24 protein-coding genes are annotated in these 23,291 nt (G+C 73.2%); 20 read left to right on the forward strand and 4 right to left on the reverse strand.

The window, feature by feature from the left end:
- The first annotated feature begins 20 nt into the window (after nt 1–20).
- Nucleotides 21–740 carry a hypothetical protein gene (locus I601_RS02035; protein ID WP_218917734.1) on the forward strand — a complete coding sequence of 240 codons (720 nt, stop codon included), beginning with the start codon at nt 21–23 and terminating at the stop codon, nt 738–740.
- On the opposite strand, the gene I601_RS02040 is transcribed toward I601_RS02035, so the two are convergent.
- Nucleotides 720–1,175 carry a DUF4234 domain-containing protein gene (locus tag I601_RS02040; protein WP_218917735.1) on the reverse strand — a complete coding sequence of 152 codons (456 nt, stop codon included), beginning with the start codon at nt 1,173–1,175 and terminating at the stop codon, nt 720–722. The genes I601_RS02035 and I601_RS02040 overlap by 21 nt on opposite strands.
- A gap of 244 nt (nt 1,176–1,419) precedes the next feature.
- Here I601_RS02040 and I601_RS02045 point away from each other — a divergent pair, with 244 nt between their 5' ends.
- Both I601_RS02045 and I601_RS02050 read left to right on the forward strand, forming a co-directional pair.
- Nucleotides 1,420–2,880 (forward strand): DUF1800 domain-containing protein, encoded by a 1,461-nt coding sequence (locus I601_RS02045; protein ID WP_068105784.1) that lies wholly within the window; start codon nt 1,420–1,422, stop codon nt 2,878–2,880.
- Between the two features lie 7 nt (nt 2,881–2,887).
- Nucleotides 2,888–4,168, forward strand: a complete 1,281-nt coding sequence (locus I601_RS02050) for a DUF1501 domain-containing protein (RefSeq protein ID WP_068105788.1) — start codon at nt 2,888–2,890, stop codon at nt 4,166–4,168.
- 9 nt (nt 4,169–4,177) lie between these two features.
- Here the strand turns inward: I601_RS02050 and I601_RS02055 are convergent, their stop codons facing one another.
- Nucleotides 4,178–4,369 carry a hypothetical protein gene (locus tag I601_RS02055; protein WP_068105791.1) on the reverse strand — a complete coding sequence of 64 codons (192 nt, stop codon included), beginning with the start codon at nt 4,367–4,369 and terminating at the stop codon, nt 4,178–4,180.
- 18 nt (nt 4,370–4,387) lie between these two features.
- Between I601_RS02055 and I601_RS02060 the strand changes: the two genes are divergently transcribed.
- The 5 genes from I601_RS02060 (at nt 4,388) to I601_RS02080 (ending at nt 9,312) form a co-directional block, all read left to right on the forward strand.
- Entirely contained in the window at nt 4,388–5,050 is a 663-nt protein-coding gene (locus tag I601_RS02060) for a hypothetical protein (protein ID WP_068105794.1), read from the forward strand.
- A gap of 162 nt (nt 5,051–5,212) precedes the next feature.
- Nucleotides 5,213–6,364, forward strand: coding sequence for an acyl-CoA dehydrogenase family protein (locus I601_RS02065; protein WP_068105797.1), 1,152 nt, complete (start codon nt 5,213–5,215; stop codon nt 6,362–6,364).
- Nucleotides 6,365–6,374: 10 nt separating this feature from the next.
- A complete protein-coding gene (locus tag I601_RS02070; protein ID WP_068105799.1) occupies nt 6,375–7,520 on the forward strand; it encodes an acyl-CoA dehydrogenase family protein in 1,146 nt (381 codons plus the stop codon).
- Nucleotides 7,521–7,597: 77 nt separating this feature from the next.
- Nucleotides 7,598–8,614, forward strand: a complete 1,017-nt coding sequence (locus I601_RS02075; protein WP_068105802.1) for a phosphatase PAP2 family protein — start codon at nt 7,598–7,600, stop codon at nt 8,612–8,614.
- Nucleotides 8,611–9,312: a hypothetical protein gene (locus I601_RS02080; RefSeq protein WP_068105805.1), complete on the forward strand. Its 702-nt coding sequence runs from the start codon at nt 8,611–8,613 to the stop codon at nt 9,310–9,312. The genes I601_RS02075 and I601_RS02080 overlap by 4 nt, the downstream gene beginning before the upstream one ends.
- Before the next feature lie 7 nt (nt 9,313–9,319).
- Here the strand turns inward: I601_RS02080 and I601_RS02085 are convergent, their stop codons facing one another.
- The gene (locus I601_RS02085; RefSeq protein ID WP_068105807.1) at nt 9,320–9,925 is read right to left on the reverse strand and encodes a TetR-type transcription factor C-terminal domain-containing protein; all 606 of its coding nucleotides are present in this window, start codon (nt 9,923–9,925) and stop codon (nt 9,320–9,322) included.
- A 66-nt stretch (nt 9,926–9,991) separates the two neighbouring features.
- Between I601_RS02085 and I601_RS02090 the strand changes: the two genes are divergently transcribed.
- The 6 genes from I601_RS02090 (at nt 9,992) to I601_RS02115 (ending at nt 16,062) form a co-directional block, all read left to right on the forward strand.
- A complete protein-coding gene (locus I601_RS02090; protein WP_068105810.1) occupies nt 9,992–10,744 on the forward strand; it encodes an SDR family oxidoreductase in 753 nt (250 codons plus the stop codon).
- The gene (locus I601_RS02095; RefSeq protein ID WP_068105813.1) at nt 10,744–11,574 is read left to right on the forward strand and encodes an SDR family NAD(P)-dependent oxidoreductase; all 831 of its coding nucleotides are present in this window, start codon (nt 10,744–10,746) and stop codon (nt 11,572–11,574) included. The genes I601_RS02090 and I601_RS02095 overlap by 1 nt, the downstream gene beginning before the upstream one ends.
- Nucleotides 11,571–12,623 carry a phosphotransferase family protein gene (locus I601_RS02100; protein WP_068105818.1) on the forward strand — a complete coding sequence of 351 codons (1,053 nt, stop codon included), beginning with the start codon at nt 11,571–11,573 and terminating at the stop codon, nt 12,621–12,623. Before I601_RS02095 ends, I601_RS02100 begins: the two co-directional genes overlap by 4 nt.
- Before the next feature lie 23 nt (nt 12,624–12,646).
- Entirely contained in the window at nt 12,647–13,876 is a 1,230-nt protein-coding gene (locus I601_RS02105) for an acyl-CoA dehydrogenase family protein (RefSeq protein WP_068105823.1), read from the forward strand.
- Nucleotides 13,877–13,907: 31 nt separating this feature from the next.
- Nucleotides 13,908–15,059: an acyl-CoA dehydrogenase family protein gene (locus I601_RS02110; protein WP_068105826.1), complete on the forward strand. Its 1,152-nt coding sequence runs from the start codon at nt 13,908–13,910 to the stop codon at nt 15,057–15,059.
- Between the two features lie 61 nt (nt 15,060–15,120).
- Nucleotides 15,121–16,062: an alpha/beta hydrolase gene (locus I601_RS02115; protein ID WP_068105829.1), complete on the forward strand. Its 942-nt coding sequence runs from the start codon at nt 15,121–15,123 to the stop codon at nt 16,060–16,062.
- A 163-nt stretch (nt 16,063–16,225) separates the two neighbouring features.
- On the opposite strand, the gene I601_RS02120 is transcribed toward I601_RS02115, so the two are convergent.
- Nucleotides 16,226–17,473 carry a PucR family transcriptional regulator gene (locus tag I601_RS02120; protein ID WP_068114185.1) on the reverse strand — a complete coding sequence of 416 codons (1,248 nt, stop codon included), beginning with the start codon at nt 17,471–17,473 and terminating at the stop codon, nt 16,226–16,228.
- A 172-nt stretch (nt 17,474–17,645) separates the two neighbouring features.
- On the opposite strand from I601_RS02120, the gene I601_RS02125 reads away from it, so the two are divergent.
- From I601_RS02125 to I601_RS02150, 6 genes are all read left to right on the forward strand, one after another.
- Nucleotides 17,646–18,443 carry an ABC transporter ATP-binding protein gene (locus tag I601_RS02125; RefSeq protein WP_068105831.1) on the forward strand — a complete coding sequence of 266 codons (798 nt, stop codon included), beginning with the start codon at nt 17,646–17,648 and terminating at the stop codon, nt 18,441–18,443.
- Entirely contained in the window at nt 18,443–19,147 is a 705-nt protein-coding gene (locus tag I601_RS02130) for an ABC transporter ATP-binding protein (RefSeq protein WP_068105834.1), read from the forward strand. Before I601_RS02125 ends, I601_RS02130 begins: the two co-directional genes overlap by 1 nt.
- A 36-nt stretch (nt 19,148–19,183) precedes the next feature.
- Nucleotides 19,184–20,062 (forward strand): branched-chain amino acid ABC transporter permease, encoded by an 879-nt coding sequence (locus tag I601_RS02135; RefSeq protein ID WP_068105837.1) that lies wholly within the window; start codon nt 19,184–19,186, stop codon nt 20,060–20,062.
- A complete protein-coding gene (locus I601_RS02140; RefSeq protein ID WP_068105840.1) occupies nt 20,062–21,192 on the forward strand; it encodes a branched-chain amino acid ABC transporter permease in 1,131 nt (376 codons plus the stop codon). The genes I601_RS02135 and I601_RS02140 overlap by 1 nt, the downstream gene beginning before the upstream one ends.
- On the forward strand, nt 21,189–22,523 hold the full coding sequence (locus I601_RS02145) for an ABC transporter substrate-binding protein (RefSeq protein ID WP_068105843.1): 1,335 nt from the start codon (nt 21,189–21,191) through the stop codon (nt 22,521–22,523). The genes I601_RS02140 and I601_RS02145 overlap by 4 nt, the downstream gene beginning before the upstream one ends.
- A gap of 74 nt (nt 22,524–22,597) precedes the next feature.
- Nucleotides 22,598–23,278 (forward strand): maleylpyruvate isomerase family mycothiol-dependent enzyme, encoded by a 681-nt coding sequence (locus I601_RS02150; RefSeq protein ID WP_068105846.1) that lies wholly within the window; start codon nt 22,598–22,600, stop codon nt 23,276–23,278.
- Nucleotides 23,279–23,291 lie beyond the last annotated feature (13 nt).

Here is a 23,291-nt window from a genome sequence, read left to right on the forward strand (position 1 = left end):
GTTCACCTAGGCTGCCGCGCATGACGACCTGGTTGCCCGCGGGCACGGCCAAGACCATGTTCGTGGTGCGGGCCGACCCTGCCCCGCTGAGCAGCCCCACCCTGCGCGAGGAGCTCGCGAGCGCCGGGGCGCTGCGGGTGCAGCTCAACACCGATGACCAGCACGTCGAGGCGGCCCTGCGCCTGAGCACGGCCGCACCGGTCACCGCGGTGCTCAGCGTGTGGCTCGACCCGGCCCGCGAGCCGGGCGCGGTCGCCGACGTCGTGGCCGGCCACGTGGGCCCGGTCTCGGGCTGGGTCGTCGACGAGCGTCGGCGCCTCGACCCGCGCGAGCGCTACGACGGCACCCGGGCCGAGGAGCTGGCCAACGTCGCGGTGCTCCGCCCGCCCGCCGACCTGGACCGCGGCACCTGGCTGCAGCGCTGGTTGATCGACCACACGGGAGTGGCGATCCGGACCCAGGCCACCAGCGGCTACGTGCAGAACATCTGCGTGGCGGCGCTCGGCGACGTCGCCCCCGAGGACGAGTCCGTGGCGGCGCTGGTCGAGGAGCTGTTCCCGGCTGCAGCCGTGCACGACGTGCACGCCTTCTACGGCAGCGACGGTGACGACGACGAGCTCGCCCGCCGGATCGGGGAGCTCATGGCCAGCGTCGACCGGATCGGGGCCGACCGCGACCTCGACCTGGTGCCGAGCAGCCGGCGGCTGTGGGACCTGGCGTCAGCGGCGCGCGCCGACTGACTCCCAGTACTCGTTGAGCGCCCCGTTGGTCTTGACGAACCAGATGAACGGCCCGACCAGGATGAAGATGCCGGGCAGGTACCACAGACCCGTCACGGCGCTGACCGTGCGCTTGCGGCCCGCCCGTTCCTGCATGGTGCCGACCTCCGACGAGGTCAGGTAGGGCATCACGATGCCCACGAAGAGCGCGAGCACGAGGGCGACGACGCCGCCGATGCCCTGGCCCGTGTGGCGCTTCATCTCCTCGTGCACCTTGAACCAGTAGTAGATGCCGTAGATGCCGAAGGTGACGAAGTAGAGCAGGATCGCCACCCCGGTCCCGCGCACCTCGCCGACCGGACCGGCGCCGAGGGGCTGCATCTGTCCGTGGGCCTGCGGCGCGTGGCCGTAGGGCGGCGGGGGCGGGGGCTGCTGGGCGGGGTGCTGCTCGGACACGGGTGCTCCTGAGGTCGGTGGGCTCACGTGACCCTAGCGGCCGCGGGTCAGCGCCGACGTAGCCCGTTCGGACTATGCCGGGCGACGGTCGGTCAGAAGTCGCCGACGACCGGTCGGAACGCCCGTCCGGCCCTCCCGCAACGGCGCGCCGCGCCGCACAGTTGAGGCCGACGCCATCCCCCGATGCCGCCGCCTCGCACCACCCTGCCGCCCTGAGCCCCCCGAGCCCGAGAAGAGGCCCCCCGTGCCCTCGACGTACGCCCCCGGCCGGTTCCGGGCGACCCCCACCCTCGGGGGCAACGCCCGGCACCTGGCGCTGCGGTTCTCGTACGGACTGACCCCCGGGCTCGTCGAGTCGATCACCCGGGCCGGCGGCGGGCTCGCGTGGTTCGACGCCCAGCTCGAGCGGCCCTACGACGCCGAGGCCGACGCGGCCCTGTGCGACTGGTGGCCCGACCTGCACCTCGACGCGGCCACGGTGTGGCGCCGCCAGGTTGAGGAGGTCCGGGGCACGTGGGAGGTGATGGCCGACTACGCGCGCCGCCTGCTCGTGCGCCGGATGACGTCAACGCACCAGGTGCACGAGGTGATGACGGAGTTCTGGGAGGCGCACCTGCACGTCCCGGTCAACGGCGACTCCCCTGCGGTGTGGCGCGCGTCGTACGGCGACGTCGTGCGCCGCCACGCGCTCGGCCGCTTCGACGAGCTGCTGGTCGAGGCGATCACGCACCCGGCGATGCTGATCTTCCTCGACAACGCGACCTCGTCGAAGGAGCGCCCCAACGAGAACCTCGGCCGGGAGCTGCTCGAGCTGCACACCGTCGGCCTGGGCCAGCACACCGAGGCCGACGTCAAGGGCTCCGCCCGCATCCTCACCGGGTGGCGGGTCGACCTGTGGCGCACCTGGGCAGCGACGTACTCGCCGCAGGACCACTTCACCGGACCCGTGGTGGTCGGTGACTTCCGCGACGACAACACCGACCCCGACGGGCGCCGGCTGACGCGTCGCTACCTGCGCCACCTGGCCCACCACCCCGCCACCGCGCGGCGCATCGCCCGCAAGCTCGCGGTGAAGTTCATCAGCGACACCCCCTCCGAGCAGGTGGTCGACGAGCTCGCACAGGTCTACCTCGACCACGACACCGCCATCGCGCCGGTGCTGCGGGCCCTCGTGCGCACCCGCGACTTCCGCCGCGCCAAGGGCGTCAAGCTGCGCGACCCCGCCGAGGACGTGGTGGCCTCCTACCGCGCCCTGGGCGCCGAGGTCGTGGCCCCGCTGGCCGGCGACCACGCCGCCAACTCGGTGCTGTGGCAGAGCGACGCCGTCGGGCTGCGGCCCGGGGCCTGGCCCCGGCCCGACGGCCCCCCGCTGCACGGCGACCCGTGGGCCTCGCCCCGACGCGCGCTGGCGTCGATGGACGTGCACTGGTCGCTGGCCGGCGGCTGGTGGCCCAAGAAGGGCGTGACCTGGCAGTCCCCGCAGGACTGGGTGCCGCGGCTGCCGATCGAGTTCCGCGACCTCGTCGACCACCTCTCGCGTGCCGTCCACGGACGGCGCTCCGACCGCGCACTGCTGCGGGCGGCCTGCGCGGCCGTCGAGACGCGCCCCGACGAACGCATCACCGAGGACCACCGGTTGCTGGCCTGGCAGTTCAACCGGCTGCTCGCGGTGCTGCTCGACCACCCCGTGCACTACCACCGCTGAGGACGCCGTGACCGCTCTCCCACCCACCGGGGCCGGCGGCCCCTGCGGCTGCCCCGAGTACGCCGCCCTGTCCCGCCGCGGCTTCCTGCGCGGCCTCGGTACGACCGGCCTCGCCTGGAGCGTCGGCTCGGCCGTCGTCAGCACCGCCGGCCCGGTCGCCGCGGCGAGCAGCCCGGACGGCGCCGCCCCGGGGTCGGTCCTGGTCGTGCTGTCGCTGCGCGGGGCCGCCGACGGCCTCTCCCTGGTGGTGCCGCACGGCGACCCCGCCTACTACGCCGCGCGGCCGAGCATCGCCGTGCCGGCCGAGCGGCTCCTGGCCCGCGACGGCTTCTTCGGCCTGCACCCGGCGCTGGCTCCGCTGCTGCCGCTGTGGCAGGCCGGTCGGCTGGCCACCGTGCACGCGGCGGGGCTCCCGGTGGTCAACCGCTCGCACTTCGCGGCCATGGAGGCGATCGAGGACGCCGACCCCGGGTCGCCCGAGCGGGTGGGCTGGTTGAACCGGCTCCTGGGTGAGCTGCCCGGCTCCTCACCGCTGCAGGGCCTGGCCGCCGGCGGTGCAGCCGTGCCCACCTCGCTCTTCGGCCCGGAACCGGTCATGGGCTTCCGCTCCCTGGAGTCGGCCGGCATCGCCGGCAACGACAAGTGGGACCCGGCGGGTGCCCGGGTCCGCTCGCTCGAGCGGATGTGGGGCGCCTCGGGCACCCCGATGGGCCGTGCGTTCCGCTCGGCCATGCAGGCCGTGGGCGACCTCGAGCCGGCCCGGCGCCAGCCGGACCGCCGCACGTCATACCCCGACGACGACCTGGGCGGCGCGCTGGCCTCGGTGGCCCGCACGCTGCGGGGCGACGTGGGGGTGTCGCTGGTCAGCGTCGACCACGGCGACTGGGACATGCACACCGACGTCGGCACCCTCGAGCGCGGCCGGATGCGCCGCGAGGCCGACAGCCTGGCCCGGTCGATCGCCGCGTTCTTCGAGGACCTCGGACCGTTGGCGGACCGGGTCACGCTGGTGACGATCTCGGAGTTCGGTCGTCGGGTGGCCGAGAACTCCGACCGCGGTCTCGACCACGGCTGGGGCACCGTGATGATGCTGGCCGGCGCCGGTGTGCGCGGCGGATACCACGGGACCTGGCCGGGCCTGCGCAGCTCCGCCGACGCCGACCTGGGCGTGACGACGGACTACCGCTCGGTGCTGGCGGAGGTCGTCGCCGCCCGCACCGACGCCTCCCCCGCCGTCGTCTTCCCCGGCTTCCGCCGCGAACGCGTCGGGGCGATGCTCGGTCAGTGACGACCCGGGTCAGCGCTGGTGGGTGCCGGGCTCCCGACGCGCGGCGTCGGCTGCGGCGACGCGCTCGAGCAGCCGGGCGCGCACCTCGTCCGGGGACAGCCCGCTGCGCCGGCGCTGGTCGCGCGCCACCACCACCCCCGTCGCGGCCACGCCGGCCAGACCGGCCACGCCCAACGCCTTCCACACCCTGCTCGCTCTCATGCCCCAGACTCTCCCACCATGGAGCACCATCACCCCCGGCACCGTGGCCCGTCGCGTCGCTCGGCGCACCGGGCCGGCACCACGATCGGCCTCGACGAGGCCGTCGACCTGACCCGGACCGGGGACCTGTGGCTCTTCCGCGGCCGTTCCGCCGCCGACCACGCGATCCGGGTGCTGACCAACGCCCCGGTGAACCACGTCGGCATGGCGGTGGTCCTCGACGACCTGCCGCCGCTGATGTGGCACGCCGAGCTCGGCAAGGGGCTGGTGGACGTGTGGACCGGCAAGCACCAGCGCGGCGTGCAGCTGCACGACCTGCGCGCCGCCGTCGAGCAGTGGTCGGGCCGCTACGAGCAGCACGCGTGGCTGCGCCAGCTCGACGTCGAGATCACCCCGACGATGGAGGACGCCCTGCTGCGCAGCATCGCCCGCCTCGACGGCACCCCGTTCCCCAGCACCGCCGCCCTGGTCGGTCGCTGGGCCCGGGGCCGGGTTCGCCGCGCCGCACCGGCCGAGCTGACCTACTGCGCCGAGGTCGTGGCATCGTCGTACGCCGCCATGGGGCTGCTGGACGCGGACCTGCCCAGCAACTGCTACGACCCCGGCACGTTCTGGTCCGGTGACGACCTCGAGCTGCGCCGGGGAGCCCGCCTGGGCGACGAGATCGCCGTCGAGGTCTAGACCCGCGCCGGCTTGGGCGCCGGCACCAACCCCGGGTGGGCGCACCGCCACGCCCCGGGAACCGGACCGCCAGGGGGTGCCCCACGAGGCGGCGCCAGGGGCCATGATGGAGACGACCCGCCCCCGCGCCGCGAGGCGCCCCCCGACCGAGAGGTACGTCGGATGCAGCTTGCCCTGTCCGCCGAGGACCAGAAGTTCCGCGAGGAGATGCGCACCTTCTTCACCACCGAGGTGTCCGAGGACATCCGCCGCACGGTGATCGAAGGACGCGAGCTCACCAAGGAGCAGATCGTCGAGAGCCAGCAGACGCTCAACGGGGCCGGGCTGGCCGTGCCGCACTGGCCCACCGAGTGGGGCGGCCGGGACTGGAGCGACCTGCAGCGCCACATCTGGAACGAGGAGATGCAGCGCGCCGGGGTGCCGACCCCGCTGGCGTTCAACGCCAGCATGATCGGACCGGTGCTCGCGCAGTTCGCCAGCCAGGAGATGAAGGAGCGCTTCCTGCCGAGGACCGCGAACCTCGACATCTGGTGGAGCCAGGGCTTCTCCGAGCCCGACGCCGGCTCCGACCTGGCGAGCCTGCGCACCACCGCGGTGCGCGACGGCGACGACTGGGTGGTCAACGGGCAGAAGACCTGGACCACGCTGGGCCAGTACGGCGACTGGATCTTCACGCTCGTGCGCACCGACCCGGACGTGAAGAAGCAGGCCGGCATCTCGATGCTGCTGATCGACATGACCACCCCCGGTCTCACCGTGCGCCCCATCGAGCTCATCGACGGCGGCCACGAGGTCAACGAGGTCTGGTTCGACGACGTCCGCGTGCCCGGCGAGAACCTGGTCGGCGAGCTGAACAGCGGCTGGACGATCGCGAAGTTCCTGCTCGGCAACGAGCGCGTCGGCGTCGCCCCCGTGGGCACCACGAAGCGGGTCCTGGCGCGAGCGAAGTCGCTGGCCGGCGACCGGGCCGCCGAGCCGCTCACCGCCGCCCGCATCGCCGACCTCGAGAACGACCTCCTCGCCCTCGAGCTGACCGCCCTGCGGGTGGTCGCCAACTCCACCGACGGCGAGCCGCACCCCGCCTCGTCGGTCCTCAAGCTGCGGGGCACCGAGCTGCAGCAGGCCGTCAGCGAGCTGATGGTCGACCTCGCCGGCCCGGCCAGCATCGCCTCGGGCGCGGACGGCTCCAGCGCGCTCGAGGAGTGGACGCACCACACGACCCCGACCTACCTGAACCTGCGCAAGGCCTCGATCTACGGCGGGTCGAACGAGATCCAGCGCCAGATCATCGCCCGCACGATCCTGGGACTCTGAGGAGCACGACATGGACTTCACCTACGACGACGAGCAGGACGCGCTCCGCGATGCCGTGCGCGGGCTGCTGACCAAGGCCTACGGCGACTTCGAGCAGCGTCGCCAGACGAGCAAGCAGGACCCCGGCTTCTCCGAGAAGACCTGGACCCAGATGGCGGAGATGGGCCTGCTCGGTCTGCCCTTCGCCGAGGACGACGGCGGCGTCGGCGCCGGCCCGGTCGAGATCGCGATCGTGTGCCACGAGCTGGGCCGGGTGGTCGCCCCCGAGCCGTACCTGCACGCGGTGGTGCTCGCGGGCGGGCTCGTGGCCGCCTGCGGCAGCGCCGAGCAGCGCGGGGAGCTCCTCGGCTCGCTGGCCGCCGGTGAGCGTCTCCTGGCCTTCGCCCACGACGAGCCCGGCTCCCGCTGGGCGCCCGAGGCGACGGCGGTGAGCGCCACCGAGGACGGCGGCTCGTGGGCCCTGACCGGCACCAAGGAGCCGGTGGTCCAGGGCGCCCGCGCCGAGACCCTCGTGGTCAGCGCGCGGCTGCCCGACGGCGGCACCGGCCTCTTCGTCGTCGACGGCGAGGCGTGCGAGCGCACCGGCTACCCGACGTACGACGGCGGGCGGGCGGCCAAGGTGGTCCTCGACGCCACCGCGGCCACCCCGCTCGGGGAGCCCGGCCGTGACCTGACCGCCAGCATCGCCACGATCCTGGACCTCGGCCGGATCATGGCCGGCAACCAGGCGCTCGGGGCGATGGAGGTGGCGCTGGCGCAGACCACGGCCTACCTCAAGAGCCGCAAGCAGTTCGGGGTGCCGCTGAGTACCTTCCAGGCCCTGACCTTCCGCGCGGCCGACATGTACGTCTCCCTCGAGCTGGCCACCAGCGTGGTGCAGTGGGCCACGATGGTCATCGAGACCGGCGACCCGGTGGCGCTCCACGACGCCGCGGCCCGGGCCGGGCTGCAGGTCAGCCGCGCCGGGCGGCACGTGGGCCAGGAGGCCATCCAGCTGCACGGCGGCATCGGCATGACCGCCGAGTACGCCGTGGGGACCTACACCTCGGTGCTCACGATGCTCGAGCACCTGCTCGGCGACGGGACCCACCACCTGGCCGCCCTCGCCGGCCGGGTGGGCGAGCACGAGGATCTCGACCCGCTCGCGATGACCTGAGCGGCTGCACGTCGCAGCCCCTGCCGGGCGGTGCCCTGCACGTACCGCCCGGCAGGAGACGTCCCTAGGATTCATCCATGACCGGGTCCCCCGCGCACACCGCGCCCCCGCCGGTCGCCGTCAGTGCACCGCAGCGGACGCGTCGGCTGCCGCGCATCCTGGCGATGAGCGGGTACGCGCTGGCCCTGGTGGTCTGGTCGAGCAGCCTCGGCATCCCCAACGACACCGTGCAGGTCTTCGTCTGGCTGTGGTGGGGCACCATCGCCTGGAACATCGAGGCGCCGCCGCGCTCGCACCTGTCGTTCCTGCGCGACTGGTGGCCACCCGTGCTGGGCCTGGTCGTCTACTTCTACAGCCGCGGCCTCACCGACGAGCTCGGCCTGCCGGTGCACTGGACGATGCCGATCCGGGTCGACGAGTGGCTGGGCGGGGGCGTGACACCGACCGAGCGGCTGCAGGCCGCCTGGTGCGGCGACCCGTGCCTGCGCTCGGCCGCGCCGCGCTGGTACGACGTCGCGCTCACCACCGTCTACGCCAGCCACTTCCTGGTCGGCCTGACCCTGGCGGCGGTGCTGTGGGTGCGGGACCGGGCGGAGTGGGTGCGCTGGATGCGGCGCTACCTGATGATCAGCTTCGGCGCGCTCGTCGTCTACATCCTCTACCCGATGGCACCGCCCTGGATGGCCGCCCGCGAGGGGCTGATGGGCGAGGTCACCCGGATCACCGGCCGCGGCTGGGACGATCTCGGCATCGGCAGGTTCGACCTGGTGCTGCAGGGGGTCGGCAACCCGGTCGCGGCGATGCCGTCGCTGCACGCGGGCATCGCGTTCCTGGTGGCCATGTACGCCGTCTGGCGGCTGCGCTCGCCGTGGCGCTGGACCCTGGTGCTCTACCCGGCGCTGATGAGCCTGGCACTGGTCTACTACGCCGAGCACTACGTCGTCGACATCGTGGCCGGCGCCGCCCTGGCCCTGGCCGTCATGGTCGCGGCCGGGCGGTGGGAGCGCGCCCGCGGGGCCGGGCGCCCGGAGGGTCCACAGCCTGTGGACGAGGAACGTGTGGACCTCCCCGCGGTGGGTACGGTCCGGGAGTGACCACCCGATCGCGCACCGCGCCCGCCGCCCTGGCCCTGCTCGCCGTCCTCTCGACCACGGGCCTGGCCGCCTGCGGCGGCGACGAGGACTCCGCGCCCGGCTCCTCGTCCAGCGGGTCGCCGGAGGTGAGCGAGCCGAGCGCCACCGGGACGCCCGCCTCCCCGGACGTCGACGTCGACCTCGACGAGACCCAGGAGGTCAGCACCGACCAGGTGACGCTGCGGATCCCCGAGGGCTGGAAGAGCCTGGACGCCGGCGAGGCGCTGGCGGACGCCGGCGGTGAGCAGAACACCCTGCTGACCACCATCGCGGAGCGCCTCGGCGTCCCCCGCGAGCAGCTCGTGGCCACGCTGGAGAACGTCGACCTCCTCGCCGTGGCCAACGGTGGCGCCCGGGGCGGGGTGCTCACCAACCTCAACGTCCTGCACCAGCAGGGAGAGCTGCCGAACGAGGCCCAGTTCGCGCTCCAGCTGGCCCAGTTCGCCGACGAGACCGGTGACGTCTCCACCGTCAGCACCGCCTTCGGAGACGTGCTGCGCGCCGACTACACGCTGGCGATCGGCGAGCAGGACGGCAGGTTCGAGGTGCTCCTCGCCCAGGCGGGCAGCGACCTGGTCACCATCACCATCACCTCCGCCGACGCGGACGACGCCGCCGAGATCGCCGACCTCGTCGTGGCCACCCTCGACGGGGCCTGAGCACCCGTCACTGCTCGACGACCGGCGCCCCCACCATCCGCAGCGCCAGGTCGCGGTAGTGCGCGGCGACCTCGTCGGGGCTCCACCCGGCGTCGTCGCGGTACCACCGGGCGACGTCGATGCCCAGGGACAGCAGCGCCGTGGCGGTCATGGCCGGGTCGGTGGTGGACAGCACGCCGCCGGCGACCCCGCGCTCGATGACGTCGCGCACGACCGCGTCGATGCGGCGGCGCAGGTCCATGATCTCGGCCAGGTGCTCGGGGCCCAGCGCCGCCATCTCGTAGTTGATGACCCGGGCGGTGGTGTGGGTCAGGGCGTGGTGGCGCACGAACTCCTCGATGAGCCGCGTCAGCTGCGCCACCGGGTCGTCGTGGTCGCCCGCAGCGGCCTCGACCAGCGCGAGCGTGCGCAGGTGGCCGTCGCGGGAGATCAGGTGCAGCAGCTCCTCCTTGGAGCGGTGGTGCACGTAGAGCGCCGCCGGGCTCATCCCGGCCGCGGCGGCGATGTCGCGGGTGGTGGTGCCGTGGAAGCCCCGCACGGCGAAGGCGGCGACCGCGGCCTCGAGCAGGCGCTCGCGCGCGGCCGCCGGGGAGGGTTGACGCGCGGCGTTCATGCGATCAGAGTAAGCAAGCGCTTAGTCATCGCGCAACGAACCGTCCGCACCACGTGAGGGAGCACCATGCAGGGACTCAAGGGCCGTACCGCCGTCGTCACCGGCGCCAGCCGCGGGATCGGCCTGGGCATCGCCCAGCGCCTCGTCGACGAGGGCGCCCGGGTGGTGCTGACCGCCCGCAAGCCGGAGGCCCTCGAGGAGGCCGTCGCCGCGCTCGGCGGGCCCGCCGTGGCCCTCGCGGTGGCCGGCAAGGCCGACGACCCGGCCCACTGCGAGGAGGCCGTCTCCCGCGCCGTCGAGACCTTCGGCAGCCTCGACCTGCTGGTCAACAACGCCGGCATCAACCCGGCGTACGGACCGCTGGTCGACCTCGACCTGTCCGCCGCCCGCAAGATCGTCGAGGTCAACGCGATCGCCGCCCTGGCCTGGGTCCAGGCCGCCCACCGCGCCTGGATGGGCGAGCACGGCGGCTCGGTCGTGAACGTCTCCTCGGTCAGCGGCGTCAAGCCCGCCCCGGGCATCTCCATGTACGGCGCCAGCAAGGCCATGATGATCTCGCTGACCGAGTCCCTGGCCGTCGAGCTCGGCCCGGGCATCCGCGTCAACGCCGTGGCCCCGGCCGTGGTCAAGACCCAGTTCGCCTCCGCGCTCTACGAGGGCCGCGAGGACGAGGTCTCCGCCGCCTACCCGCTCAAGCGTCTCGGCGTGCCCGAGGACGTCGCCAGCGCCGTGGCTTTCCTGCTGTCCGAGGAGGCCGCCTGGGTCACCGGGCAGACGATGGTCATCGACGGCGGCGTCACCCTCACCGGCGGCGTGTGATGGCCGGCCACGAGGCGCTGTCCGGGCGCGGGGCCGTGGTCACCGGCGCTGCCGGAGGCATCGGTCGCGCCCTCGCCGAGCGCCTGGTGGCCGAGGGTGCCCGCGTGGTGCTCAACGACCTCGACGCCGACGCCGTGCGCCGCACCGCCGAGGAGCTCGGCGCGGTCGCGGTCCCCGGTGACTGCTCGTCGGACGCCGGTGTCCGCGCCCTGGTCGAGGAGGCCACCAGCGAGCTGGGTCGCATCGACCTCTACCTCGCCAACGCCGGGATCGACGGCGCCGGCGGACCCGACAGCCTGCAGACCTCCGACGAGGTGTGGGAGCGCGTCGTCGACGTCAACGTGATGGCGCACGTGCGCGCCGCCCGGTTGCTGGTGCCCGGCTGGGTCGCCTCCGCCGAGGCGGGCGGCCAGGGCGGTCGCTTCGTGGTGACCGCGTCCGCCGCCGGGCTGCTGACCATGATCGGCAGCGCGCCGTACTCCGTGACCAAGCACGCCGCGGTGGGCTTCGCCGAGTGGCTCTCGGTCACCTACGGCCACCGCGGCGTCACCGTGCAGGCGATCTGCCCCCAGGGCGTGCGCACCCGGATGCTCGAGGAGGCCGGCCCGTTGCAGGACCTGCTCTCCCACGACGAGGCGCTGGCACCGGAGGCGGTCGCCTCGAGCTGGGTCGAGGCGCTCGACGACGACCGGTTCCTGGTGCTGCCGCACCCCGAGGTCGCCGCCTACTACGCCGCCCGGGCGACCGACACCGACCGCTGGCTGGGCGGCATGCGGCGCCTGCAGGGCAAGCTCGACGTCCACCTGTCCGGGTCCGGCGGTGACCGGTGAGCGGCGACCTCCCGGGCCTCGACCTGACCGCGGTCCAGCGGTGGTTCGACACGCAGCGGCCCGGTGAGATGCCTCCCGCCGAGCAGCTCGACGCGCAGCTGCTGACCGGCGGTCGCTCCAACCTGACCTACGCGCTGCACGTGCGCCGGGAGCCCGCCCGGCGCTGGGTGCTGCGCCGCCCCCCGCTGGGTCACGTCCAGGCCACCGCGCACGACATGGGCCGCGAGTTCACGGTCATGGACGCCCTGGCCGACACGCCCGTCCCGGTGCCGGCCATGCACGCCCACTGCCCGGACGCCTCGGTCCTGGGCGCCCCCTTCTACGTCATGGAGGCCATCGACGGCGTCGCCCTGCGCCGCGCCGTCCAGCTCGAGCAGCTGGGCCCCGACCGGACCCGCACCATCGTCGAGCGGATGATCGAGGTGCTGGCCGACCTGCACGCCGTCGACCCCGACGAGGTCGGCCTCGGCGAGCTCGGGCGACCGGCCGGCTTCCTGGAGCGCCAGGTACGCCGCTGGGGCCGACAGCTCGACGGCTCGCGCAGCCGCGACCTGCCCGACGCGGACACGCTGCTGGCGCGCCTGGCCCAGCACGTGCCGGGCGACTCGACGGCGGCGGTCGTGCACGGGGACTACCGGCTCGACAACCTGCTGGTCGACCCCGAGCACCCGCAGCCGGTGCGCGCGGTCGTCGACTGGGAGATGGCCACCCTGGGCGACCCGCTCACCGACCTCGCGCTGCTGGTGGTCTACGACCGGCTGGCCGACCTGGTCACCGGACTCGGCGCCGCCGGCCTCGCGGACGGGTCCGCGGCCCCGGGCTACCCGAGCGCCGAGGACCAGCTCGAGGCGTACGCGAGCGCCTCGGGTCGGGACCTGGGACCGATGGACTTCCACCTCGGGCTGGCCCACCTCAAGCTCGCCGTCATCCTGGAGGGCATCCACTACCGCCACGCCCACGGCCAGACCGTGGGCGAGGGCTTCGACACCATCGGCGCCGCCGTCGAGCCGCTGCTCGCCGCCGGCCTGGCCGCCACCGACCACCTCTGAGCGACCGAGAGAGAAGAGACCCCATGGACTTCGCGTTCGACACCCGCACCGAGGAGCTCCGCGCGAGCCTGCTCGACTTCATGGACTCCCACGTCCACCCCCAGGAGCAGGTCTTCGCCGACCAGCTCGCCGGCCTGGACGACCGCTGGGCGTGGTCGACGGCGCCGGTGCTGCAGGAGCTGCGCGCCGAGGCCCGCAGCCGCGGCCTGTGGAACCTCTTCCTGCCGGTCGGGCACTACGGCGACCTCGGCGCGGGGCTGACCAACCTGCAGTACGCACCGCTGGCCGAGATCACCGGCCGCGCGGGGCACCTGGCGCCGGCCGCGCTCAACTGCGCCGCTCCCGACACCGGCAACATGGAGGTGCTGGCGATGTTCGGCACCCCCGAGCAGCAGGAGCGCTGGCTGCGTCCCCTGATGGAGGGCCGGATCCGCTCGGCGTTCGCCATGACCGAGCCGGACGTGGCCTCCTCCGACGCCACCAACATCGAGACCCGCATCGAGCGCGACGGCGACGAGTACGTCCTGAACGGTCGCAAGTGGTGGATCACCGGGGCGATGAACCCGGAGTGCGAGATCTTCATCGTGATGGGCAAGACCGACCCCACCGCCTCACGGCACCGCCAGCAGAGCCAGGTGCTGGTCCCCCGCGACACCCCCGGGCTCACCGTGGTGCGTCCGATGCACGTGATGGGCTACGACGACCACGAGCACGGCGGGCACGCCGAGCTGCGGTTCGAGGACGTCCGGGTGCCGGTCAGCCACCTGATCGGCGAGGAGGGCGGCGGCTTCGGGGTCGCCCAGGCCCGGCTCGGCCCGGGCCGCATCCACCACTGCATGCGCGCCATCGGGGTGGCCGAGAAGGCCATCGAGCTGATGTGCACCCGCGCGGACTCCCGGGTCGCGTTCGGCCGGGCCCTGTCCGAGCAGGGCGTCATCCGGGACTGGATCGCGGAGTCGCGGGTCCGCCTGGAACAGCTGCGCCTGCTGGTGCTCAAGACCGCCTGGTTGATGGACGAGGTCGGCGCGCGCGGCGCGCACACCGAGATCCAGGCCATCAAGATCGCCACGCCCAAGACCGTGCAGTGGATCCTCGACAAGGCGATCCAGGTGCACGGCGCCGGCGGGCTGTCGCAGGACTTCCCGCTCGCGAACGCCTACGCCTCGATCCGCACCCTGCGCTTCGCCGACGGTCCGGACGAGGTGCACAAGAACGCGCTGGCCAAGGCCGAGATCCGCAAGCAGACGAGCTAGTCCCCACCCACCAGCCAGGCAGGATGGCCAGATGGACCTCTCCCTCGACCAGGAGCAGCAGAGCTTCCGTGCGCTCGCCCGCGACTTCTTGGACAAGGAGGCCGTGCCCCACCGGATCCAGTGGGACCGCGACGAGTCCGTGGACCTGGCGATCCTGCCCAAGATGGCCGAGATCGGCTTCTTCGGGCTGACCATCCCCGAGGAGTACGGCGGCCTCGGCGGCGACTACGTCACCTACGCCCTGGCCATGGAGGAGCTCGGCCGCGCCGACTCGGCGCTGCGCGGGATCGTGTCGGTCTCCAGCGGCCTGGTCGGCAAGTCGATCCTGTTCTTCGGCTCCGAGGAGCAGAAGCAGGAGTGGCTCCCCGAGATCGCCAGCGCGCGCCGGCTCGGCTGCTTCGGGCTCACCGAGCCCGGCACCGGCTCCGACGCCGGCAACCTGACCACCCGGGCCCGCCGCGACGGCGACGACTGGGTGATCACCGGGCAGAAGCTCTACATCACCAACGGCACCTGGGCCGACGTGGCGCTGATCTTCGCCCGCACCGGCCAGGACGGGCCCCGCGGGGTCAGCGCCTTCCTCGTCCCCACCGACTCCCCCGGCTTCGAGGCCCGGGAGATCAAGGGCAAGCTCGGACTGCGGGCCCAGGCCACCGCCGAGCTCTTCCTCAGCGACGTCCGGGTGCCGGCCTCCGCGATGCTCGGCGACGAGGGGCAGGGCTTCAAGATCGCGATGAGCACCCTCGACAAGGGCCGCCTGGCGGTCGGCGCCGGCTGCGTCGGGATCGTGCAGGGGTGCCTGGAGTCCGCGGTCGAGTACGCCACCGCGCGCACCCAGTTCGGCCGACCGATCGCCGGCTTCCAGCTGGTGCAGGACATGATCGCCGACATGTCGCTGGACGCCGACGCCGCGCGACTGCTGGTCTGGCGCTGCGCCGACCTCGTCGACCGTGGCGAGCCGTTCGGCATCGCGGCCTCCAAGGCCAAGCTGTTCGCCTCCGAGGCCGCCGTGCGCGCCGCCAACCTGGCCATCCAGGTGCACGGCGGGGCCGGGTACGTCGACGAGTACCCGCCCTCGAAGTACCTGCGCGACGCCCGGGTGATGACGCTCTACGAAGGCACCAGCCAGATCCAGAAGCTGCTCATCGGTCGCGACGAGACCGGCATCAGCGCCTTCGTCTGAGACCCGCCCGACCCTGCTCGCTCCCCGCCCGCTCCCGCCCGACACACCCGGAGGACCACCCGTGCCGATCGACCCCCAGCTGGCCACCCTGCTCTCGTTCCTGGAGCAGGCCGGCACCCCACCGATGCACCAGGGCAGCGCCGAGGAGGCGCGGGCCGGCTTCCGCACGCTCGCGGTCGACCTGCGCGACCCCGCCGTGCTGCCCGAGATGGCGTCGGTGGAGGAGGTCCGGCTGCCCGGGGGCGCCGCCGCCCGGGCGGGGCGCGTCTACCGCCCGATCACCGACACCGAGGCCCTGCCGACCGTGGTGTTCTTCCACGGTGGCGGCTTCGTCATCGGCGACCTCGACACCCACGACCTGACCTGCCGCCTGATCGCTGCCCGGTGCGGGGCCGTGGTCGTCTCCGTCGACTACCGCCTCGCCCCCGAGCACCCCTTCCCGGCCGGCCTCGAGGACGCCCTGGCCGCCTCGCACTGGGTGGGCGACCACCTCGCCGACCTCGGCGGGTCCGACGCGATGGCCGTGGCCGGCGACTCCGCCGGCGGCAACCTCGCCGCCGTCGTCGCCCAGGTGCTGCGCGACGAGGGCCGCCCGCTGGCGGCGCAGCTGCTGATCTACCCGGTCACCGACTCAGCGGGCTCCTACCCCTCACACACCGAGAACGCCGAGGGCTACTTCCTCGACTCCGCCACGATGCTCTGGTTCGGGGCCCAGTACGTCGGGGACACCCCCGGCATCGACCCCGCGGATCCGCGGCTCTCCCCGCTGCACGGACGCCTCGACGGACTCGCTCCCGCGGTGATCGTCACCGCCGAGCTCGACCCGTTGCGCGACGACGGCAACGCCTACGCCGACGCCCTCACCGAGGCCGGCGTCCGTGTCGAGCACCGGGTCTTCCCCGGCCTGATCCACGGGTTCGTGGACATGGGCCGCCACTCCGAGGCCGCCGACCGCGCCGTCGAGGACACCCTCGCCCTCTTCCGCACCCTCCTGCACTCCTGAGCGACCCGCAGCCGCTCCCCGCAGCCGGTCGAGCAGCGAGGGCCGAAGGCTCGAGCGTCGCCGAGACCCCCCGACCCCACGACGTACGACGAGCGGGCACCGCACCGGGCCTCGACGACGCTCGTCGCCGGCGCTTCGCACTGCTCGACCAGCGGGGTGGGGCTCAGCGGCCGTGGGCCAGCACCGCCAGCTCGAGCAGGAGCTTGTCGCGGGGGTCGGCCAGGGAGCGGCCGGTGAGCTCCTCGATCTGCTTGAGCCGGTAGATGACGGTGTTGCGGTGGCAGTAGAGCTCCTCCGCGGCGTGGGTCGGCGAGCCGTCGTGGCGCAGCAGCGCGGCGAGGGTGTCCAGCAGGGTGCGCGCCTGGGGCTCGGGCTGGGTCAGCAGCCGACCCAGGGTCTCGCGCAGGAGCAGCGGCACCACCTGCGGCGACCCGGCGAGCAGCACCTCGGGCAGCCGCTGCGAGACCGCGACCGCACCCCTCCGCCCGCGCGGCATCGTCTCTGCCGCCCGGGTGGCCAGCTGGTAGGCCGCCGCGAAGCCGGACACGCCCTCCTGGGCCACGCAGACCCCGACGCGCGCCTGCACCTGGGTCCCCACGACCTGGACGAGCTGCTCCTCGTCCAGCTCCGGCGTCACCGACCCGACCTTGCCGGTGACGGCGCCGACCGCGACGAGACCGAAGTAGGTGCCACCGCGCACGTGCCACCGCACCGTCCACCCGACACGCTCGAGCCGGTCCTCGCACTGGCTGAGCCCGCCGTCGACCCCGTCCTCGGGCAGCGCGACCAGGCATGCGACGGCCGCGTCGGGATCGATCCCGAGCACCTCGCGCACCTCCGCGGCGTGCTCGGGGTCCGCCCCGCGGCCCTCGATCAGCCCGTCGAGCACACTCTGCTGGCGTTGGAGGTCGGCCCGGGTCAGCCGGAGGCTCTCGCGCCGGTAGGACCCGATGAGCACCGCGTTCTGCACATCGAGGTTCGACCAGACGATCTGCGCCGCGAGCAGCAGGACCGACTCTGCGACCCGGTCCTCCGTGCCCCGCCGGGAGTGCCCGACCAGCGCCTCCCAGAGCATCCGCGCGCCGACCGTGTAGGCGTTGAGCACCAGCTCCAGGGGGACCCCCTGCCGGGCGCGTCGCCGGCCGGTCTCCCGCCACACCTCGGCCGCGGCCGAGCTCCCGGCCGGGCGCTTGCCGGTGAGCACCTCCAGGCCGCGCCGGATGTGGACCCGGGTGCTCTCGCGCACGTCGCCGCGCAGGTCCGGACCCACCTGGTCGTAGATCTCGGCGTCCCGCTCGAGCAGCGCCAGCGTGATCGAGTCAGCGATCCGGTCGGACTGCTCCACCAGCGGCAGCCAGGCGCGCTGGACGTCGCCCAGGCTGGCCCGGCCGGCACCGGAATCGAGAGGCATGTGCAGCACCGTCGCACTCACTGCACAACGCGCGCCAGGGCAAAGGGGACAAAACAGCAGGAATACCAAGCATTTTTGTGCTGGGCGCCTAATGCGTCGACTGTGCACTGCGACCAAAGTGGTAGGCGTCACATCCCGGCGAACGTCGGGCCCCTGCCCGAGTGAGGAACCCATGACGTCCACCCCGGTCGCCGACGGCGCCCTCTCGACCGCCCTCGAGCTCGCCGACGTGACCGTGCGCTTCGGCGGGATCACCGCGCTCAGCGGGGTCGGGCTGGCGGTGCGCCCCGGGACGGTGCACGGCGTCATCGGCCCGAACGGCGCGGGCAAGACCACGCTCTTCAACGTCGCCTGCGGATTCGTCACTCCCGACACCGGGCGCATCGTCCGCGACGGCCGCGAGCTCGAGCACCTGGCGCCGCACCAGCTGGCCGGGCTCGAGATGGCTCGCACGCTGCAGGGCCTGGGCCTCTTCGACCGCATCAACGTGCTCGACAACGTCATCGTCGGTGCCGACCGGCACGCCCGCTCGGGCTTCCTCGGCTCGCTGCTGGCCCTGCCCCGCACCGGCCGCGAGGAGCGCGCCCTGCGCGAGCGGGCCCGGGCCGTGCTCGCCGACCTCGGCATCGAGCAGTACGCCGACCGCTACCCGCCCAGCCTCCCCTATCCCGTGCGCAAGCGGGTCGCCCTCGCCCGGGCCCTCGCCGCCGAGCCCACCCTGCTGCTCCTCGACGAACCGGCCAGCGGTCTCTCGTCGGCGGAGATGGACGAGCTCGGCGAGCTCATCTCGTCGCTGCGCTCACGGATGGCGGTGATGCTCGTGGAGCACCACATGGACCTCGTGATGGCGGTCTGCGACGAGATCACCGTCCTGGACTTCGGCAAGGTGATCGCCCACGGCACCGCCGACGAGGTCCGCACCGACCCGGCCGTGCTCGCGGCGTACCTGGGCGAGGAGGTGGTGCGCTGATGCTGACCCTGGACCGCCTGAGCGCCGGCTACGGCCCCGTGCGCGCCCTGCAGGACGTCTCCTTCACCGCCGCCAAGGGCCAGATCACCGCGGTGCTCGGCGCGAACGGCGCCGGCAAGACCACGCTGCTGCGCACCGTCTCGGGCTTGCACCGCGCCGAGTCCGGCACCATCGAGCTCGACGGGAAGCCGCTGCGTCGCACCCCCGCCGAGCTGATGCCGGCGTTGGGGATGGTGCACGTGCCCGAGGGGCGCGGCGTGATCACCGAGCTCAGCGTCGAGGAGAACCTGCGCCTGGGCGGGCTGGCCAAGGGCGGCAAGGTCCGACCCGAGGACCTGCACCGCGCCTACGACCTCTTCCCGGTGCTCGCCGACCGGCGCGCCGGGCTCGCCCACACGCTCTCCGGTGGCGAGCGGCAGATGCTCGTGATCGGGAGGGCCCTGATGTCCGAGCCGCGCCTGCTGCTGCTCGACGAGCCGTCCCTCGGCCTGGCGCCCCGCATCGTGGCCCAGATCTTCGACCTGCTGCGCGGCCAGGTCGACGACCACGGCCTGACGGTGCTGCTCGTGGAGCAGAACGCCCGCAGCGCGCTGTCGGTCGCCGACCACGGCATCGTCCTCAACCTGGGCCGGGTGGTGGCCGACGAACCCGCTGCCGTGCTCGCCGCCGACGACCAGCTGCGCCACGCCTACCTCGGCTTCTAGTCGCCTCCTCCCCTGCCACCCCGAACGGAGACCGAAGTGCAACAGCTCGTGAACACCGCTCTCGGTGGGCTCACGCTCGGCACCGTGTACGCCGCGTTCGCGCTGGCGCTGGTGCTGATCTTCCGCTCGACGCGGATCGTGAACTTCGCCCAGGCGCCGATGGCGATGATCACGACCTTCATCGCCCTGAGCATCATCGACGCCGGCTACTCGTACTGGATCGGCTTCGCGGCCGCCCTGCTGGCCGGTCTGGTGCTCGGCGCGGTGATCGAGCGGGTGGTGATCCGCCCCGTCGAGGACAAGCCCGACATCAACGCGGTGATCCTGACCCTGGGGCTCTTCATCACCCTGCACGCCCTGGCCGCGGTGATCTTCGGCAACCGGTTCCGCTCGTTCCCGGCTCCCTTCGGTCTGCGGGGCCTGGAGGTCGGGGGCACCACCATCCGGCTCACCACCTCCGGGATCTTCACGATCGTCGCGGTCGCGGTGGTGCTGCTCCTGCTGGTCGGCCTGTTCCGCTTCACCGACATCGGCCTGCGGATGCGCGCCTCGGCGTACAACCCCGAGGTGGCCCGCCTGCTGGGCGTGCGCGTGGGTCGGATGCTGACCCTGGGCTGGGCGCTGGCCGCCGTGGTCGGGTCGCTGTCCGGCCTGCTGATCGCCAGCGGCGGGCTGGTGCACCCCGGCTACATGGACTCCGTGGTCGTCTACGGCTTCGTCGCCGCCGTCCTCGGCGGACTGGAGAGCCCGGTGGGCGCGGTCGTGGGCGGACTGACCCTGGGTCTCTCGCTCAGCTTCGTCAGCGGCTACCTCGGCTCCGAGCTGGTGGCGCTGGCGGCCCTGCTCATCCTGATGCTGGTGCTCACCCTCAAGCCCGGCGGCCTGTTCGCCGTCGCCGCTGCGAGGAGGGTCTGATGAGTCGACTGCTCGACGTGTGGCGGCACTCGGTCCTGGGCCGACACCTGCTCACCGCGCTCCTGGGCCTGGTCGTGGTCGTCGTGGTCCTCGAGCTGGTCGGTGACTTCCGGGCCCTCCAGCTGGCCGCGATGGCCTACCTGGCCATCGCCGCCGGCGGACTCACCGTGCTGACCGGCATCAACGGCCAGATCTCGTTGGGGCACGGCGCCCTGATGGCGTTCGGCGCCTACACGACCGCCCTGCTGCTCGACGACCCGACGGGCTCCATGCCCATCTCGCTGGTCGTGCTCGCCTCCGTCGCGGTCGCGCTGGTCGTCGGCACCGCCGTCGGGGTCGCTGCCGCGCGGCTGCACGGCCCCTACCTGGCCGGCGCCACGCTCGCCCTGGCGGTGGCGGTGCCGGGCATCGCGCTCTACTTCGGCCAGACCCTGGGTGGCGAGCAGGGCCTGCGGGTCTCCCTGCCCGACGTCCCGACCTGGGCGCTGGACCTGGAGTACCTCCTGACCGGCACCGAGATGTCGCGCAGCCAGTACGTCGCCTACCTCGGCTGGATCACCCTCATCGTCACGTTCGTCCTGCTGGCCAACCTGGCCCGAGGGCGAGTCGGTCGCCGGTGGCGGGCGGTGCGCGACGACGAGGTCTCCGCCGAGCTGGCCGGCATCCAGCTGGGCCGGGCCCGGATCTCCGCCTTCATGGTCAGCGCCGCGGCCGCCGGTGCCGCGGGCTCGGTGCTGGCCATCACCGCACGGCTGGCCGCCCCCAGCGGCTTCACGCTCGTGCTCAGCCTCACGCTGCTCACCGCGGTCGTCCTGGGTGGGTTGGGCTACCTCTCCGGAGCCCTGATCGGCGCCGGGCTGCTGACCTTCCTGCCCCCGTTCGTGACCCGCATCGGCTCGGACGCGGGCCTCTCCGACATCCGGGCCGCGGAGCTGTCCCCCCTGGTCTACGGCCTGGTGATGGTCCTGGTGATCCTCCTGGCCCCGGCCGGCCTGGTCGGCACCGCCCGGATGGCCTGGGCCGGGCGACGCGCCCGCAGCCATGCCGACGACCACGACGCACCGGCCGACGTCCCGCACGACACCCAGCACGAGACCGGCACCACCACCTCGAAGGGAAGTACACGATGAAGGCACGACTCATGGCCCCCCTGGCCGGCCTCCTCACGGCCACGATGGTCCTGGCGGGCTGCGGAGCGGGGGGCGACCGCGAGAGCGATGCCGGCGACGGCGGCGGGGGTGCCTCCGACGTCGGCGTCACCGACGACACCATCACCCTCGGCGCGCACTTCCCGCTGACCGGCGTCGCGGCGCCGGGCTACAGCGAGATCCCGACCGGCGCCAAGGCCTACTTCGACTACGTCAACGCCGCGGGCGGGGTGAACGGACGCCAGATCGAGTACATCGTCAAGGACGACGGCTACAACCCGACCAACACCAGCCAGGTCACCAACGAGCTGGTGCTCAAGGACGAGATCTTCGCGATGGTCGGCGGCCTGGGCACGCCCACGCACAGCGCCGTGGTCGACTTCCTCAACTCCGAGGGCGTGCCGGACTTCTTCGTCTCCTCGGGCTCGCTGCAGTGGGGCGACGACGTCGAGGCCAAGCCCTACACGTTCGGATGGCAGCCGGACTACGAGATCGAGGGCAAGATCATCGGCCAGTACGTCGCCGAGACGATGCCCGACGCGAAGGTCGGGCTCTTCCTCCAGGACGACGACTTCGGCGACGACGGTGAGAAGGGGGTGCGCCAGTACCTCGACGACCAGATCGTGGGTGTGGAGCGCTACACCTCGGGCAACACCGACGTGGGCCCTCAGGTCTCGGGTCTCCAGGCCGCCGGTGCCGACCTGGTCCTGTCGTTCAACACCCCGTCCTACACCGCGCTCACGCAGCTGACCGCGCTGTCGCTGGGCTACAAGCCGACCTGGTTCTACTCCAACGTCGGCTCCGACCCGCAACTGGTCGGCTCCCTGCTCAACCGGTTCTCCGAGGGCGCCGTGGACGGTGACAACAGCTCGCTCAACGGCGTGCTCACCACCGAGTACATCCCCGGCGTCGACGCTCCCGATGACGCGTGGGTCCAGCTGTGGCAGAAGGTGTGGGACCAGGAGGGCGAGGGCGGCAAGCTCACCAACTACCGGGTCTACGGCATGTCCCAGGCCTACGCCTTCGTCCAGGCCCTGATGGCCACCGGCGAGGACCTCACCCGTGACGGCCTGGTCGAGACGCTCGAGGAGCAGGGCGGCGACTTCGACGGTCCGCAGCTGGCGCCCTTCCGCTTCAGCGCCGACAGCCACATGGGCATCTCCGGCCTGCGGGTCGTCGAGCTCCAGGGCGGCAAGAGCGAGGACCTCACCCCGGTGCTCGTCAGCGACATCGGCGACGCCCCGATCGAGGAGGACTCCTCCGACCAGGCGAACGACGCCCCGCCGGAGAGCGGCATCCCCGACGCCGGCTGAGCCCGCCTCATCCAGCACGGCACCACCACGGCGCCCGGTCCCTCGCGGACCGGGCGCCGTGCTTGGATGGGGCGGTGCCCCACGACTGGAACAGGCTCCTGCAGACGACGACCGAGCGCCTGGTCGCCCTGGTCGGTGAGGCCGACCTGGCCGCCTCGGTGCCCGCCTGCCCCGACTGGTGCGCCGCGGACCTGGTGGAGCACGTGGGCGGGGTCTACCAGTGGGCCACCCAGGCGGTGGTCGACAACAACCCCGAGGCGGACGTCGCACCCGCGCCCGCCGACCTCAGTGCCCTGCCCGACTGGTTCCGCGGCCACGCCGTCGAGCTGGTCCGGGTCCTGACCGGCACCGACCCCGACCGTCCGGCCTGGACCTTCGGGCGCGGGCGCGGGACCGTCGGCTGGTGGACGCGGCGCCAGGTCCTCGAGACCGTGCTGCACACCTTCGACCTCCTGGACTCCCAGGGGCGCGCCGCCGAGTGGGAGCCGTCCCCGGCCCTGGCCTGGGACGCCGTGGGCGAGGTGGTCACGCTGTTCTACCCCCGCCAGGTGCGGATGGGACGCATCGAACCGCTGCCGGGCACCCTGCTCCTCACGCCCACCGACGTCGACGCGGACCCGGTCGCGGTCGGGGACGGCCGACCGGTCGTCGAGGTCAGCGCCCCGGCAGCAGAGCTGGTCCGGCTGGCCTACCGCCGACGCACCAGTCAGGACCCCGAGGCCGCGGCGCTGTTCGCGCACGGCCTGACGCCCTGAGCCACGCAGCCCG

This window comes from Nocardioides dokdonensis FR1436 (genome assembly GCF_001653335.1).
In the GTDB taxonomy this organism is placed as follows: domain Bacteria; phylum Actinomycetota; class Actinomycetes; order Propionibacteriales; family Nocardioidaceae; genus Nocardioides; species Nocardioides dokdonensis.

What these genes read in the sequence shown, in the direction of transcription:
- I601_RS02035 (WP_218917734.1), top strand. Translation starts at nt 21, where the DNA reads ATGACGACCTGGTTGCCCGCGGGCACGGCCAAGACCATGTTCGTGGTG.
- I601_RS02055 (WP_068105791.1), bottom strand. Translation starts at nt 4,369, where the DNA reads ATGAGAGCGAGCAGGGTGTGGAAGGCGTTGGGCGTGGCCGGTCTGGCC.
- I601_RS02060 (WP_068105794.1), top strand. Translation starts at nt 4,388, where the DNA reads ATGGAGCACCATCACCCCCGGCACCGTGGCCCGTCGCGTCGCTCGGCG.
- I601_RS02065 (WP_068105797.1), top strand. Translation starts at nt 5,213, where the DNA reads ATGCAGCTTGCCCTGTCCGCCGAGGACCAGAAGTTCCGCGAGGAGATG.
- I601_RS02070 (WP_068105799.1), top strand. Translation starts at nt 6,375, where the DNA reads ATGGACTTCACCTACGACGACGAGCAGGACGCGCTCCGCGATGCCGTG.
- I601_RS02075 (WP_068105802.1), top strand. Translation starts at nt 7,598, where the DNA reads ATGACCGGGTCCCCCGCGCACACCGCGCCCCCGCCGGTCGCCGTCAGT.
- I601_RS02085 (WP_068105807.1), bottom strand. Translation starts at nt 9,925, where the DNA reads ATGAACGCCGCGCGTCAACCCTCCCCGGCGGCCGCGCGCGAGCGCCTG.
- I601_RS02090 (WP_068105810.1), top strand. Translation starts at nt 9,992, where the DNA reads ATGCAGGGACTCAAGGGCCGTACCGCCGTCGTCACCGGCGCCAGCCGC.
- I601_RS02095 (WP_068105813.1), top strand. Translation starts at nt 10,744, where the DNA reads ATGGCCGGCCACGAGGCGCTGTCCGGGCGCGGGGCCGTGGTCACCGGC.
- I601_RS02105 (WP_068105823.1), top strand. Translation starts at nt 12,647, where the DNA reads ATGGACTTCGCGTTCGACACCCGCACCGAGGAGCTCCGCGCGAGCCTG.
- I601_RS02110 (WP_068105826.1), top strand. Translation starts at nt 13,908, where the DNA reads ATGGACCTCTCCCTCGACCAGGAGCAGCAGAGCTTCCGTGCGCTCGCC.
- I601_RS02120 (WP_068114185.1), bottom strand. Translation starts at nt 17,473, where the DNA reads ATGCCTCTCGATTCCGGTGCCGGCCGGGCCAGCCTGGGCGACGTCCAG.
- I601_RS02125 (WP_068105831.1), top strand. Translation starts at nt 17,646, where the DNA reads ATGACGTCCACCCCGGTCGCCGACGGCGCCCTCTCGACCGCCCTCGAG.
- I601_RS02130 (WP_068105834.1), top strand. Translation starts at nt 18,443, where the DNA reads ATGCTGACCCTGGACCGCCTGAGCGCCGGCTACGGCCCCGTGCGCGCC.
- I601_RS02140 (WP_068105840.1), top strand. Translation starts at nt 20,062, where the DNA reads ATGAGTCGACTGCTCGACGTGTGGCGGCACTCGGTCCTGGGCCGACAC.
- I601_RS02145 (WP_068105843.1), top strand. Translation starts at nt 21,189, where the DNA reads ATGAAGGCACGACTCATGGCCCCCCTGGCCGGCCTCCTCACGGCCACG.